The sequence below is a fragment of the Carboxylicivirga sp. genome (genome assembly GCF_982718395.1).
Window position 1 is genome coordinate 9855 of record NZ_CEXQWX010000053.1, and the last position, 15234, is coordinate 25088.

General features: G+C 38.0%; 10 protein-coding genes. All 10 read left to right on the forward strand.

Annotated features, from left to right (window positions below; translation table 11 throughout):
* Window positions 1-557: RNA polymerase sigma-70 factor (locus AC4MRQ_RS11650; protein ID WP_491197846.1), on the forward strand; the 557-nt coding region annotated here is incomplete at its 5' end.
* Window positions 558-882: 325 nt separating this feature from the next.
* Window positions 883-2049 (forward strand): FecR family protein, encoded by a 1167-nt coding sequence (locus tag AC4MRQ_RS11655; RefSeq protein WP_491197847.1) that lies wholly within the window; start codon window positions 883-885, stop codon window positions 2047-2049.
* Between the two features lie 178 nt (window positions 2050-2227).
* Window positions 2228-5953 (forward strand): SusC/RagA family TonB-linked outer membrane protein, encoded by a 3726-nt coding sequence (locus AC4MRQ_RS11660; protein ID WP_491197848.1) that lies wholly within the window; start codon window positions 2228-2230, stop codon window positions 5951-5953.
* A gap of 12 nt (window positions 5954-5965) precedes the next feature.
* The gene (locus AC4MRQ_RS11665) at window positions 5966-7360 is read left to right on the forward strand and encodes a RagB/SusD family nutrient uptake outer membrane protein (RefSeq protein WP_491197849.1); all 1395 of its coding nucleotides are present in this window, start codon (window positions 5966-5968) and stop codon (window positions 7358-7360) included.
* Between the two features lie 81 nt (window positions 7361-7441).
* Window positions 7442-8506 carry a redoxin domain-containing protein gene (locus AC4MRQ_RS11670; protein ID WP_491197850.1) on the forward strand — a complete coding sequence of 355 codons (1065 nt, stop codon included), beginning with the start codon at window positions 7442-7444 and terminating at the stop codon, window positions 8504-8506.
* Between the two features lie 443 nt (window positions 8507-8949).
* Window positions 8950-10650, forward strand: coding sequence for a DUF4369 domain-containing protein (locus AC4MRQ_RS11675; protein ID WP_491197851.1), 1701 nt, complete (start codon window positions 8950-8952; stop codon window positions 10648-10650).
* Window positions 10651-11101: 451 nt separating this feature from the next.
* Window positions 11102-12301, forward strand: a complete 1200-nt coding sequence (locus AC4MRQ_RS11680) for a thioredoxin family protein (RefSeq protein WP_491197852.1) — start codon at window positions 11102-11104, stop codon at window positions 12299-12301.
* Between the two features lie 172 nt (window positions 12302-12473).
* Window positions 12474-13676: a thioredoxin family protein gene (locus AC4MRQ_RS11685; protein ID WP_491197853.1), complete on the forward strand. Its 1203-nt coding sequence runs from the start codon at window positions 12474-12476 to the stop codon at window positions 13674-13676.
* A gap of 92 nt (window positions 13677-13768) precedes the next feature.
* Window positions 13769-14713 (forward strand): ABC transporter ATP-binding protein, encoded by a 945-nt coding sequence (locus AC4MRQ_RS11690; protein WP_491197854.1) that lies wholly within the window; start codon window positions 13769-13771, stop codon window positions 14711-14713.
* 239 nt (window positions 14714-14952) lie between these two features.
* A partial coding sequence (locus AC4MRQ_RS11695) for a hypothetical protein (protein ID WP_491197855.1) occupies window positions 14953-15234 on the forward strand: 282 nt, incomplete at its 3' end.

Genomic DNA, 15234 nt, shown 5'->3' on the forward strand with positions numbered 1-15234 from the left:
ACCCGGTGAAACAAATTTCAGGCGCTGTAGCTAAAATGAGAGATGGTAGTAAAAAAGCCTTCAAAGAAATTTTTGAAGAGTTTTATACCCCATTATGTTCATTTGCCTATAAATACCTCGAAGATACTGCCGGAAGTGCTGATGCTGTGCAGGAAGTTTTTTTGACCGTATGGAACAGTCGAAGCGATTTCGCTAGTGAAAGTGCTTTACGCAGTTATCTGTTTACTTCAGTACGAAATAGCTGCCTGAATATTATTCGCCACGAGAAGGTCAAAGAACGAAACAAAGAAGAATTAAGTGAGTTTCAACAGCACGACGATGCCATGGAACGGGAGATTGAAGAAATGGTATATGCTGAAGTGCATAAGGCCATTAAAGATCTGTCGCCTCAGGCACGCGAAATTGTTATCAACTCTATGAATGGTCTCACCAATATTGAAGTAGCTGAGGAACTCAATATTTCAGTTAATACGGTTAAAACCCTTAAAAAGAGAGCCTATAAAACGCTTCGTGAACGATTGGGCGGGATGCATTGGGTATTAATTGTTTTGGTGTAGATGTAGGTTTGTCGAAGTGAGAAATTGTTTATTTGTAAAGTTGAGGAGTTTAAATATTTACCTGCGAATTCGTTAATTTGATCATTTGCTGCTATAATTATCGGATTCCCCTCTATAAACCCCTAAACTCTAAACATTAAACCCTGAACACTAAACACTAAACACTAAACTTTGAACCCCAAAACCATTCAAAAAAAACCTTCTCCCTAAGTGCTATATAATCAGCTCGATAGTTGTTTTATGCAAATTAAGGTTAAAGAAAAGTTAAAAAAGTGTCACCCACATTGTACCCCTCCGTGTTATGGTAGCAAACAAGGAAGATTGTATGCATACCAACAACAAAAATATATCTGAATTAATAGCACGCCACCTAAAGGGTGAACTCTCCGATACTGATCGGCAGGTATTGGAGAAGTGGCTGGAAGATGAAGAGAATCACCGTCTGTTTAAGAAAATTACAAATAAACAGAACCTATTAAAGCAAACTCTTATATACGATAAATTTGCCAGCGACATCGCTTGGTTGGTCATGGATAAGAAGATCAAACCACAGCGAAGCATCGGACGTTGGATGTCATATGCCGCCGCCGTTATGGTGCCTTTGGTATTGTTTTTTGCAGTTTATCAGCTAACCGATGACATTAGTAAGCGTAAGGACTATGCCAAAGCATATGAGATAAAACCTGGAGAAAATAAAGCAGTACTGACTTTACATGATGGAAGTACCGTTGAAGTTGCCAGTGCTGATACATTGATTGACATACTAAAGTCAGGAACGCACATTAACCTGGATTCGCTGGGAGCTGATTATACAGCAAATAATGGTGGCAATAACAAGCAGCAGTTACGATTTAATACAATGATCACATCCAAGGGTAGGGAGTTTAACCTGACGCTGGAAGATGGTACACAAGTGTGGTTAAATGCTGAATCGCAATTGCGGTATCCTGAGCGATTTATAGGAGAAGAACGGGAAATATTCGTTAAGGGAGAAGTGTATTTAAAAGTTGCGAAAGATGGTAATCGTCCTTTTTATGTGAATTTTAAAGACAAACGTATAAAGGTACTTGGCACTGAATTTAACGTGCGGGCTTATGAAGATGAAACGGCCGATGTAGTAACTTTGGTTGAAGGAAGTATTGAGTTAGATGCTATGCAGGAGAGCGTTATTCTTTCGCCCGATCAACAGGCCGTTATTGAGCAAAATGCAAATCAGATTGTTATAAATAAAGTAGATGCCAATATATATGCGGCCTGGAAAGACGGGAAATTTGTCTATGATAATAAACAACTAGAGAGAATCATGCGAGACATGGCACGTTGGTATCAGTTAAATATATTTTACCAGAATGAAAGCATGAAAGGAAAACGTTTCTCTTTGTACACCAATCGTTATGATTCGATTGATGACATGCTCGAAATTCTGGAAGCAACAAATAAAGTTAAATTTGAAATTTTTGAAAATAATATTGTAATTAAATCCATTAACTAAGAAACAGAAATCTACAAAGAATTAACCAAAAAAACAGGGGATATTGGCACTATCCCCTGCAAATCACAAGCTGATTGGCACTCAGCTCATTCGTTAAATAATCAATATCAAAAGTATGAAGAAAAATCGAGAACCCATCTTTCTTGTGGGAAGAAAGATGACAAAACTGTACAGGATTATGAAACTGTCTGTTGCGTTTTTATTAATCGGGATGTTGCAGGTTTCTGCAAGTGTTTACTCTCAGGGAAGCAGAGTAAAGATTAAGGAAAGTAATATCGCTTTGGCTGATTTATTCTGGAAAATTCAGTCCCAAACAGACTTTGTATTTGCTTTTAGTAACGAAGATGTGGAAGCATTTTCAAATCTTGACATTAATACTGAAGGTGAGATAGAAGAGATTTTAATTGAAATATTGGCTGATAAAGGCTTATCATTTGAATTAAAAAATGGGGTTTACGTAATCCAGCGTAAAGCACCAGAACCAAAGCCGGTTGCTATTGAAGAACAACAGGAGGAGAAGAAAATGAAAATCACAGGGACTGTAAAAGACGAAAAAGGTGAGCCCTTACCCTTTGCTGCTGTATGCTTTAAAGGTACAACATATGGATGTGTATCGGCTGTTGATGGTAAGTATGTACTGGAGGCACCTGTAGAGGATAATTTGGTATTAGAAGTGTCCAGTCTGGGCTTTGCCACTCAGATTATTCCAGTTGAAGGAAGAACGGTTATTGATATCGTTTTGGTATCTGATATGGAGAACATTGATGAGGTAGTCGTTACAGGTTACACAAAAACCAGTAAGGTTCGTGCAACTTCAGCTGCAGTTAAAGTAACATCTGAGAGTATAGAGCGACAGGTAACAACTAACCTGGATGACAGAATGGAAGGTTTAGCAACAGGATTGAATATAAATGCTGTTACACGTGATGGTGGACAAGAAAGTTTAGAGTTGATTCTTCGGGGTATCAGTACCTTTGATGAAGAAGGTGAAGTTTTTGATCCTGCCATGCAGGCAAGGAATTCCTTAAATCGTCAGCCACTAATTGTTGTTGATGGATTCCCTTACGAAGGTCCATTTAATGATATTGATCAGGAAACTATTGAGTCAATTGACGTACTAAAAGATGCAGCAGCTACTGCACTTTGGGGTTTACGTGCATCAAACGGTGTAATTGTAATAACAACTAAAAGAGGTAAAGAAGGAAAACCTACTGTATCGTTTGCTACTAACTGGACGTTTGGTACCAAGCAGAATCTTGATGACTTTGGATTAGCAAGTTCAGAAGAGCAAATACGTGTTCGAAATAACTACCAGGAATTATATCCAACTGATTCAAGAGCATATACTGCAATCAATTACAAACCATCTGCGCCTCCTTGGTGGGATCCGGCATGGGGTGAGTATCCATCAGAACCAAAATACTATCAGAAATATGCCAACCTGGATGCTTTTGATCAGGTTTGGGCTTCTTATTATGCAAGCGGACAAACAGAGGCAGATATTGCCAAGCGTGATGCTGCATTAGCTGCACTTGGTCAAAATGATGTGTTGGATGAATTTCAGAATGAATTTTTGCGTCCGGGTTTTGCAATGCAGAATTCATTAAGTATTAATGGGGGATCTAACTATATTAATTACAACTTTACCGCCACTCACTCGAAAGAGGAAAAACCTATTGTTGGTGATGAATTTGAAAGATTAAGTTTATCATTGACAACCGATATCAAATTGAATAAGAAATTATCAACCTTATTTGATGTAAGTTTGGTAAACAGTGAAGATGTTAACAATGGTATTGGTACAGAAGCTCTTTATACTGGAAACTACATACCGCGTTTTGCAACGCTAAAAGATGCGGCTGGCAATTCACAATTTGTCACTGATGTTTACCAGCCATATCGTGAAGAGTTCCTAGGTCTTGGGTTTGATGAAGCGGGTTATGATCCAATCAGGGATCTTAAATATCAGGATAACTCATACAAGGTTGCCAACTTACGTTTAGCAGCAGCAGTCAACTATAAAATTACTAATTGGTTAACAGCTGATATTAAATATCAATACAACCGTATTGAAGGAAATGCCAGAAATCACCGACAAGCTGATTCTTATTACATGCGCTCGCGTCAAAATAGCTATATTATTGATGTTGATCCGGGCGATGGTTCAGGCGTTACACGGGCTGTTCCTTATGGTGATTGGCTAGAGAAGAAGCGAGATGTCACTGTCTATACGGTATTAAGAGGGACACTTAATTTTAACAAAGTGTTTGCTCAAGATCATGTCGTGAGTGGTGTCGCAGGTATGGAAGCAACAGAGAATGACTTTATTTCCAATCAACAACGTTTTGTTGGTTATAGTGATGTAACAGGCTTGTACGATCGTAATTTTAATCATTCTGAATGGGTTGAAAATGGAAATACAATATCGGTAGATGGTAAGTCCCCTTACCTGAGCCCTTATGTAAGTTTCTACAACGATAATACCTACCTTGATAATCAGGTTAGTCGTACTATTTCAAGTTTTTCTAACTTAAGTTATAGCTATAAAGCTAAATATAACATTGAAGGATCATTGAAGTTAGACCAGGCAACTGCTTTTGGTATCAACAAACGTTTGGCAGTTAATCCATATTGGGCGATTAGTGGTTCATGGAACGCAGCTAAAGAGGAATTTATAACAGCTAAGTGGTTGGATATATTAAAACTGCGTGCTTCGTATGGAGTGAATGGAAATATGCGTCGTGGTTTATTTACTATGCCAGTTATTGGTTATAGAGATTATGACTATTTAAATACGCGTCCATACGCAAAAGTGGATAGTCCTGGAAATCCTAACCTGGCACCAGAGGAAACAACAACAAAGAACTTAGGATTTGATTTGGGCATTTTTAATCGCTTAAATGTCACTGTTGATATTTACGATAAGCAAAGCCGCGATTTGTTAGTATTGCAGCAAGTAAATACTACTTATGGTTTACCTCCGGTCTACTCTAATGATGGTGCTATTTCAAATAAAGGTATTGAGATTAATTTAGGGGGAGATGTTATTCGGAAAAATGATTTTAAATGGCATGCCAACCTAAACTTTACCTATAATAAGAACAAAGTGCTGAAATATGGTAGGCGTGCTCCGACTACTGGTTCAAGTTATTACTATGATGTACAAGCCAGTCGATCCAAAGTAATAGGAGAAGATGTAAGCTCACAGGTTCGTTATGATTGGGCTGGTTTAGATGCTAATGGCAATCCTCAAGTATATAACAAAAATGGAGATATCATTTCTTATACTGATCCTGAGTTTACGGAAATGACACAGGAGGATATGGTAACAACTAAACCATTTATCTCACCAACCTTTGGTGGTTTAACTAATGTACTTACTTATAAGCAGTTTACATTATCAGCTTTAATCACATTTAAATTTGGACATGTGTTCCAGGAAAATCTAAATGCAAAATATGCAGCTTTTCAAAACTGGGATGATACCAAATCAAAACATAAGGATATTGCTAATGTCTGGGTAAATCCTGGTGATGAGGCATATACTGATATACCTGCTTATGCAAGAGATTTAGGTGAATTAACATCATATGATCGAAAGAGCGCGTTTACATTATCTAATTACGGAATGCATGATGCATCTCATATTCGGTTAAAGGATATTACCCTGAATTATCAACTTAACAAAGATCTATTGAGTAAAGTTGGAATTCAAAGAGCTAACCTTACTTTCCAGGTACGTGATTTGGGCTTAATCTGGACAGCTAACAATGTGGATTTAGATCCTGAATCAGTGCCATTCTCAGGTCGTCAAATCAGCTTTGGAGGTAATTTTGCACAAGCTTATCGCCCGGGTATTAAAGTACCGGTATCATTTGTAGTTGGAGCACGTTTTGAATTTTAAAATTGAAGAACAATGAAAAAAATAACAATATTATTCGCACTAATGGCAGGAGTTCTTCTTTCATCCTGCGACGACTATGTTGATATACAACCTCGCGGTAAAGCCATTGTGGAAACTCTTGATCAGGTCAATGACTTACTGGAAGCAGGTAACTTTTTATCTGGTACATATGGTAATTCTAATGAAATCCAGTTAATAAGTGACAACATCAAGATGTTGGATGAGGATGTCGCTTGGGCTGAGAGTAATTCATATAGACGTTATTATGCTGCTATTTATCGTTTAGATGATATTTTCTTTAGAGCTAATGAAGAAGATAACCTATGGGATGCTCATTACAGTTGTATTGGAAATGCTAACTATATTTTGCAGGTACTTCCTGATTTAGAGGGTGATGAGAATCTTAAAAATCAATATAAAGCTGAGGCATTAACACATCGGGCTCATGCTTATTGGCGTTTGGTTAATTTGTTTGGTGTGCATTATGGTTTAAGTCAAGCCGTTGATGAAGAATCTGGTGTGCCAATTATATTGGATTACTCAAATCAGGAAGAGTCAATTGTTCGCCAGTCTGTAAATAATGTTTATGAATTGATAGTTGAAGATCTAACAACAGCTATTCCTCTTTTAAATGAAGGGCGCCCATTTATTGACCGAATCAATAAGGCAGCTGCACAGGCTATGTTGGCTCGTGTATACCTACACATGGGTAATTATAGTGAGGCGCTAACGCAAGCTAATGCTGCTTTGTCACATAATTCAAATTTAATTGATTATGACGCTGTAAGTGGTGCATTGCCTACAGGAATAAATAATCCTGAATACGTTTTGATGAAGGAAATGTATATGATTTCTACGGGTGACTACCCAAATTGGAAAAATGCGGGAACGTTTACAGACGAGTTGCTTGCTTTATTTCCAGATAAAGATATTGACTTACGCGTTGCAAAAATGTGTGGACGAGATATTGAAGGCAATTATGTATGGGGAATTGATTATGGATCATCAGTAGATTGTCCTTTGGGTGTTACTGTTCCTGAGTTATTGTTAATAAAAGCTGAGTGTTTAGCTCGTGACAATAAAGCAACGGAGGCCATGGATGCTTTAAATACTCTGAGAGCTAAACGTTTTTCAGCTGCTGCTGTAGCATCTGATTTACACTTACTAAGCGCTGCCAATCAAACCGAGGCTATTGCCCATGTAATTGATGAGCGCCGTCGTGAGTTTCATGTGTTGGGAATGCGTTTTTTCGATATGAAACGTTTAAATGCTCTGCACGATGCAGGTTTATCATTAACTCGAGGTGATGTAACGTGGACTGCCAACAGTATTAATTGGGCACTTCCAATTGGTGAAGCTGTTATCATTACAAGTGATGGAAGCATAAAACAAAATCCGCGCGAGTAATAAACTCATAACTCACAATCCCTCCATTTCGGAGGGATTGTTTTCTCAACTCTTTTACCTTCATTTAATTCCTCTAACTGTATGAAAAAGTTTAGCTTTGTAGCATTGGTTGTATTGTCGGCTTGTATCAGCAATCAACCAAGCAATGGCTTTATCATACATGGCAACATAAAAGGCCTTGAAGATCAATATTTATACTACGACCGAGATTTTCATTCAGATAAAGTAACTCATAAAGATTCATTTTGGGTTGAAAATGGTCGTTTTACGTTAAGAGGGGTGGTTACGGAGCCTGCAGAACTTGACTTCTATACCAAAGATTTTACTTCTTTTTATGGTCAGTTAATTGTTGAAAACTCAAAAATAAACTATAAAGCTGATATAAATGATGAAAGCAAAGAACGCATTAAAGGTTCTTTTTCACATCAATTACTTAGTCGCTATAAAGAAGCAATTGAATGTTGCTATCAAAATTATCATTGTGAAGTAAACGAAGTAGTACAGAAACACTTGCTACTGCGTACCTTAAAACTTGTAAAGGAATATCCCGGTCATCCTGTATCTATAATGGGTGTAATGCACCTTCTTAGATATTTAAATACAGGCTTGGGATCAGCTGAATTATTACAGAGGATTGTTACCCTTTTAAAACCAGCCTTTAAAGAAGAAGAGGAGCTAAAAAAGATTGAGCATTTTGCCAATGCTTGTTATCTGCGACAAGTGGGTAGTCAATTTATACAATACCAGGCTGTATCGCCTAAAGGAAATATAACTCGTTTATCAGATTACTACGGAGAAAGCTACATCTTTATCAATTGCTGGGCATCGTGGTGTGGACCTTGTCGCAAGGAGTATCAGTATTTTAAAGATGTACATCAAAAGTTTAAAACAAAGGGCTTTCAAGTCGTCAGCATCTCCTTCGACAGCAAACTCTCTTCCTGGCAAAAGGCCATAAATCAGGATGCTATGCAAGATTTAATAAACCTTTCAGAACTGAAAAATTATCAGAATACAATTAGTAAAGTTTATGGCATCAACCAGGTTCCAGATAATTTCTTACTCGATAAAAACGGAACAATTGTTAGAAATAATATTCCTGCTGAAAAGCTGATGGAAGTGATGGAGGAGTTGTATGCTAATGAGTAGTTAGAAGACTGGGAAGAGTTTAGAGTTGATAAGTTTTGAGTCTGTTTGTTGTTTCTCACCTAATGACTATTGGCAGTATGTAAATGTCAGCTGGTGAGTAGAAGGTAGTAAAACCGTTGTGAAGTTTTGGATTAATACAATGTTTACTGTATGAGATTGAAGTGAAATGGTCTACATTGTAGTTTAGGAAACTATTGAATTGAAATTACAACTAATAATTAAGTTGGCTGCAATCACCTCGATCTTCAGTCTCCGGACTTCGGACTCAATAGCCATTAATCAAGCCACTATTCGCTAATATCTGATCACTAAACTCTAATCACTAGTTTCTAACCCCTAACTCATTAACCTTAATTAACCATGCTTCACTTTGCATTAACCATAAGTCAATGGTGCTTTTACGAAATTAGAATCGTTAAATAATCATGATAAAACTTAACAAAATGAACAACTTTAGATTAGACAAACGAATGATTCAGACACTTCGTTTGTGTGCAGCCTTAGTAGTGCTAACAATAAGTATTACAAGCTGTGGTGGCTCAGCATCAAAGCAAGAGCAAAAAAAAGGTGGTTTCAATCTGACGGGAACGGTTGAAGGAATAACCACCGGAACGGTTAAAATGGAAGCCTACATTGATGGAGAAAACAAAGTGTTGGCGGAAACTGAAATTAAGGATGGTCAGTTTACTTTTAATTATGATTTTCCTATTCCAACAGAAGTGAGTGTGAGCATTGGTGAAAGAATGGATGGGTGGTTTGCCCGTTTCTATGCTGAAAATGCTAACATGACAATTAAAGGAGCGAAAGGCTCGTATGAAAGTGAAGTGACTGGAGGCGTGGTTCAGGATGGTGCTGCACGCTATAGAAAAGCCTCACAGGCTTTTTATAAAGAAAATGGCGATCCATATAGTTTTGAGTCGCGCATTTATGCTGCTAAAACCGAAGCTGAGAAAAAAGAGATTGAGGAAGAGCAGGTTAAGTACAACAACAAATTAGAAGACTTCTATAAAGAATATATTCGTTTAAACGCAAAAGATCCTTATGTGGCACAGATTGTTTACGTACGTTTAACTTCAAAAACAGGTGGACAAAGTGCACAAGCTTTAGCTAAATGGGCTGAACCGATTGATGAATCGATTCGTCAACATCCGTTTGTAGCTCAAATGTTTAACATGTTGAATGGTATGCTTGAAACCGAAGCAGGATTAGATAAGTTTGTTGCTAATGCACACGATGTCAAATATAAGGTGGATAAAACCTACAAAGGAACTGCACATACCAATGTGAAATATTTAGCAGTGCTAAACAATGACAATATAGTTGCTTTATCAAGTGAGTTTGGTATCCACGATGATTATAATTCGCATGGAGGAAAGAAAGAAGAGCCAAAAGACTTTTTTGTGCAGATTATCAATCCAGATGGTAATGAAGTGAGCCGCTTCAAGGTTGTCGCAGAGGGCTTGGCTTCATGTATAGCAGCTGATGCGGATAATAGCATTTATGTATTAACAACTCTGTTGAAAGAAAAGAAAACCAAGTTCAGAGGGCGCGAAACCGTTTATATGGAAAAAGTGGGAGCTAAATGTTATGTATTCAATACAGAAGGTGTTAAGCAAAACGAGTATTTGCTTGAAGGTCGTGAGTATGCTACCGGAGCACGTATTTTTAAAGACAAATTATTAGTATCTGATGTTGGTAAAGGTGCATTGGGTATTTACAATACCAAAGACGGTAAGCTGCTTTCGACCATTAAAGATTTGCGTCCGTGTTGCTCAATTCTTGACTTTGACGTGGATTCAGAGAAAGGAGAAATTCTGGCAGCTAACCTAGGCTCTTTCCGTGTAGATGGATATAACATGGATGGTAAAAAGATTGTGTCATTTGGCCAGCGTGGTCGCGGATTGGATGATTTTCACTCGTGCTGTAATCCGGTAAGTGTCCGCCGTCTGCATAATGGAGCTGTTATCACAGTTGAAAAGGCACCAACCCGTATTAAAGTATATAGCCGCGAAGGTGCCAAGTTTGTTGAAGGTATTGAGGAATTAGTAGAAGGATGTTTCCACATTCCGGTAATGTCTGATAGTAAAGACAATATTTACCTGGCCTCTCCAAACAAAGGTTTGTTGAAGTGTGTGGTGATATAGTAGTTCGAAGACAGAAGCTTGAAGACCGAAGTGGTCACCATGAAGTTTAGATGAGCATTTGAGATGCAGCAGAACTGGAACTGTCGAATTTGAATAAACAAAGTTTTCCCCCTTGGAGAAGGGGGAACTTTTTAAAGATTATTTTGCTTGATAGTATTCAGGGGGATTGATAAGAATAGCATCTTTATCAATAAAATGTAAATAAGATACGATCCTTTTGAAAGCTAATTTGTTTATTTGTCGAATTGTGTAGTAGCGGTTAGTGTAATTTACAATTTCCAAAATTACAATTCGACAAATCAACGATTCAACAGAATAGCCAAACTGCTAATCATTAAAATCTAACCTCTAATCCATTAACCTAATTTAACCTGTATTGGCCAACTTTTAACCTGCTTTATTGTTGTAATTCACTTACTTGTGTTAGTTAAATAATCAAATATCTACTACAATGAAAAAGTTACTTTTAATGGCTGTGGCAGGCCTGATTAGTTTCAATGTATTTTCTCAGGGTATTGAGTTTTTTCATGGCACCTGGGAGGAAGCGAAGGCTGAAGCAAAAAAGGAAAATAAGAAGATCTTTATCGATTTTTATACTAAGTGGTGCGGGCCTTGCCGGGCAATTGCTAAAGATGTATTTCCTTTAAAGTCAGTGGGAGATATTTATAACAAAGAATTTATCAACCTGAAAATTGATGCTGAAGTAGGCGAAGGTCCTATGTTAGCGAAAAAATATAAGGTTAAAGGCTATCCAACATTCACATACGTTAACCCTGATGAATCAGAGCTTTGGAATGGTACTTCCGTTGGTTATGGCGATGAAGAAGGCATGATTAAACTTGCCAATATGGCTTTGGGTAAAAAGGTGAAAACCTGGGAGGAATATCAGGCCGAATACAAAAATGGAAATCGATCAACAGCTTTCCTTGAAGGATACATTTCAGCACAATTACAGGCAACTCAAATGCCACCTAATGAGCAATTGGAAATGGAATTGTGGAAGAGCTATCCGGAAGCAGAACGCTTTGAAGGTGACAACCGCAATACAGTACTTTGGTCTGCTCAAATAGGTAACGAATTCTATCAGGTTATGATGGATAACCGTGATAAGTTTCCGGAATTAGACGATGCAAACTTTGTGGTAAATTTGATTAGTATGTCAATAATCCTTACTAAGTGGGATAAAACAATAAATGCTGATGATATAAGCGCCATTGCTAAACGTGATTTCCCAGGTGTATACGACCAGGCTATGGAGTATCTAAGTATTGATGACTTACGCATGAGTGGAAAAAATGACCAGTTCCTGAAAGAGATTTTTGCTTATATCGACCAGTATGGTGAGTTTGAAAATGCAGGGTTCTCAATTGGATCGTCTGCTACTGCCGCTAAAAACATAACTAAGAAGCAAGCTAAAAGATGCTTACCTTATTTTGAAGACGGGCTTAACTCTGATCCACCTCACTTTTATTCCATAAGTGCTTATGCCTACCTGCAATATAAATCAGGTGATGCAAAAGGGGCACAAGAACTGGCGAAAAAATACACAAAACTCACAGACACTTTTAACGACAGTAAAAAAATGAAGTGGAGCTTTACAAACATGAAACTAATGGAACAAGGCAAGGAACCACAGCCTGCAACCCGTTAATAAAAATACAAGGATCGTATCTTTATTACCATAATGTAAATAAAGATACGATCCATAATACTACTTTAACTTTCAAACTCCCAAACTTTATTACCACTAATCTCTAGTCACTTATCACTAACCATTTATCTCAAAAACACAACATCGTTAAATAATCAAATATCAACACAAAATGAAAAAGTTATTACTATTGGCTGTGGCAGGCCTGTTAAGCTTTAATGCGTTTTCACAAGGAATGGAATTTTTCCAAGGCACCTGGGAAGAATGTAAAGCGGAAGCTAAAAAAGAAAACAAGAAGATCTTTATCGATTTTTATACCAAATGGTGTGGACCTTGCCGGGCTATGGCACAAAACGTTTTTCCCTTGCCCGCAGTTGGCGAGTTTTACAACCAACATTTTATCAATTATAAAGTGGATGCCGAAGTGGGCGAAGGGCCGGCTTTGGCTAAACAATACAATGTAAAAGGGTTTCCAACTTTAACATTTACCGATGCCGACGGAAATTCAATTTATGAGGGTACTTCAATTGGTGCGAGTGATGAAGCAGGTTTTTTACGTTTAGGGCGTCTGGCTTTAGGGCTGGAAAAGAAAACATGGGCTTGGTATGAAGAAGAATACAAAAAGGGTAACCGTAAAACAGAGTTTTTAGAAGATTATTTTAATGCCCGTATGGCAGAGAAGCATATGCCACCATCAGCTGATGATATGTGGGATCTATATAATTCATACCCAGAGGCTGAACGTTGGGAGGGCAAGCCTCTGCAAATTGCCTTTTGGCAAGCACGTTATGGCAATAAATTCTACGAAATTGTTAAGAATAACAAAGAGAAGTTTCCATTGCTGAAAGACAGTCATAATTCAGTTGGTTGGATTAATTCTTCTTTGTACGATGCGGCCAGAGAAACAAAGGTAGATGAAGTATTCGAAGGTATTAAAGCCGACTTTCCAACTTATGCCGACCAGGCAAAAGAATTGTTCGATGCTGATCAGTTGCGTTTTCAGCAGAAAGAATCGGAGCATGTGGTAGAAATGATGGCTTACAAAAACAAGTATGGTGAGCCTTTACAGTTTGACTTTATGATAGGGTTCTCAGCGTTAAAGGCCAATGAGTTGAAGCCGGAACATGCAGATTTTATCCGTCAGTATTATACTGAAGGAATGAACAGCGAACCAGTTCACTTCTTCTCTGTTGGAGCTTACTCATACTTAACTTACAAAGCCGGTAAAACTAATGAGGCCAAAGAAGTAGCACAGAAGTTTGCCAAAGAAGCCGAGAAATATAAAGACTCTAAAAAATCAGCCTGGGCTTACAATACCATTCAGAAATTATTAAAAGGTGAGGATTTGGTGCCGTTGAGTTACCCAAAGCGCTAATTAGCGCCTACACGAAAACCCCACTTTTTATTAAAAACAATAATTACCGGATGAATAACCTGTTCATCCGGTACCCATTAACCTAAAATAATATGAGTGACCAAAGTATTGTGAGCGTTAAAAACCTCTCGCATAAATATAGCACAGACTGGGCTGTTAAAGATATCAGTTTTGATATTTATAAAAACGGAATCCTGGGTCTTCTGGGCTCGAACGGAGCCGGTAAATCTACTATTATGAACATCATGTGTGGTGTATTGAATCAAACTCAGGGTGATGTGCTGATTAATGGTGAAAACATCAGAAGTAATCCTGTTGAAGCAAAACGTCAGATTGGATTTTTGCCGCAACAGGCACCCTTATACAAAGATCACACAGTAGATGAGTACTTGCATTACTGTGCTTTACTCCGACGTGTGGAACCGGAAAAAATATCTGCTGCCATTGAGTATGTGAAGGAAAAAACCGGAATTGCACACTTCAGCAACCGCTTGATTCGTAACCTGTCTGGCGGTTATCAGCAGCGTACCGGAATTGCCGGCGCCATTATCCATAATCCAAAGGTGGTAGTATTGGATGAGCCAACCAACGGACTTGATCCGGTGCAGATTGTTGAGGTTCGAAAAATAATCAGGGAAGTAGGTAAAGACAGAGCAGTAATTTTTTCTACCCACATCTTATCTGAAGTAAGAGCTGTGTGTAACGACATTAAGATGATTGAAAACGGTAACCTCGTTTTTGATGGTACGGTGGAGCAGTTTAATGATTATATCGAACCACATAGCATTATGGTATCGATGGAGGCATTACCGACAGTTGAAGAGTTAGAGAAAATTGAAGGTGTTGAAAAAGCCGAAAAGATGGACGATAAAAAAGCCCGTATCGTGTTTAACACTGGTCAGGAAGTCGCAGAACATATTGTGGGACACAGTGTGAAAAACAACTGGCGCTTAAGAGAGATCAACATCGAAAGAAGTTCGCTTGATGATGTGTTTGCTAAAATTGCTAATGACCAGAAGAATGGTCAGCATAATTAAAACAGACATTGCAAAAAGAAGCAACTAGTGATAAGTCAAGTACAAAATTTCAGGTATTTATATCCCCCAACGCCTTTCAGGCATTCCCTAAAGGGAAAGATATTTTAGCGAAGTCACTTCCAATTCTCCCCTTGGGGAGATACCCGAAGGGAGAGGGGGATTTACGTTTTACCCCAAAGCTCTAAGTCTGACTTGACACTAGTGTCATTTCTTGTTACTAACATCTTGATATTTAAAAAATGAAAACAATACTAAGAATAGCACGATTTGAGCTTACCACCATGTTTTTCTCACCCATTGCCTGGTTGGTGCTCATCATCTTTATAATACAAACGGGATTAGCTTATTCAGATACATTCACAATGATTGAGCGTTTCCTGAAAATGAATTTCAACATTGAGAACGGTATGACCTACGAGGTGTTTTCTCACCCCATGTATGGTATGTTTACCGATGTACTTAAAAATATTTACCTGTATATCCCATTATTGACCATGGGGTTGATCAGTAAAGAAATCTCC

Coding starts and splice junctions, on each gene's coding strand:
- AC4MRQ_RS11675 (WP_491197851.1), top strand. CDS start 8,950: ATGAACAACTTTAGATTAGACAAACGAATGATTCAGACACTTCGTTTG.
- AC4MRQ_RS11670 (WP_491197850.1), top strand. CDS start 7,442: ATGAAAAAGTTTAGCTTTGTAGCATTGGTTGTATTGTCGGCTTGTATC.
- AC4MRQ_RS11655 (WP_491197847.1), top strand. CDS start 883: ATGCATACCAACAACAAAAATATATCTGAATTAATAGCACGCCACCTA.
- AC4MRQ_RS11680 (WP_491197852.1), top strand. CDS start 11,102: ATGAAAAAGTTACTTTTAATGGCTGTGGCAGGCCTGATTAGTTTCAAT.
- AC4MRQ_RS11685 (WP_491197853.1), top strand. CDS start 12,474: ATGAAAAAGTTATTACTATTGGCTGTGGCAGGCCTGTTAAGCTTTAAT.
- AC4MRQ_RS11665 (WP_491197849.1), top strand. CDS start 5,966: ATGAAAAAAATAACAATATTATTCGCACTAATGGCAGGAGTTCTTCTT.
- AC4MRQ_RS11690 (WP_491197854.1), top strand. CDS start 13,769: ATGAGTGACCAAAGTATTGTGAGCGTTAAAAACCTCTCGCATAAATAT.
- AC4MRQ_RS11660 (WP_491197848.1), top strand. CDS start 2,228: ATGAAACTGTCTGTTGCGTTTTTATTAATCGGGATGTTGCAGGTTTCT.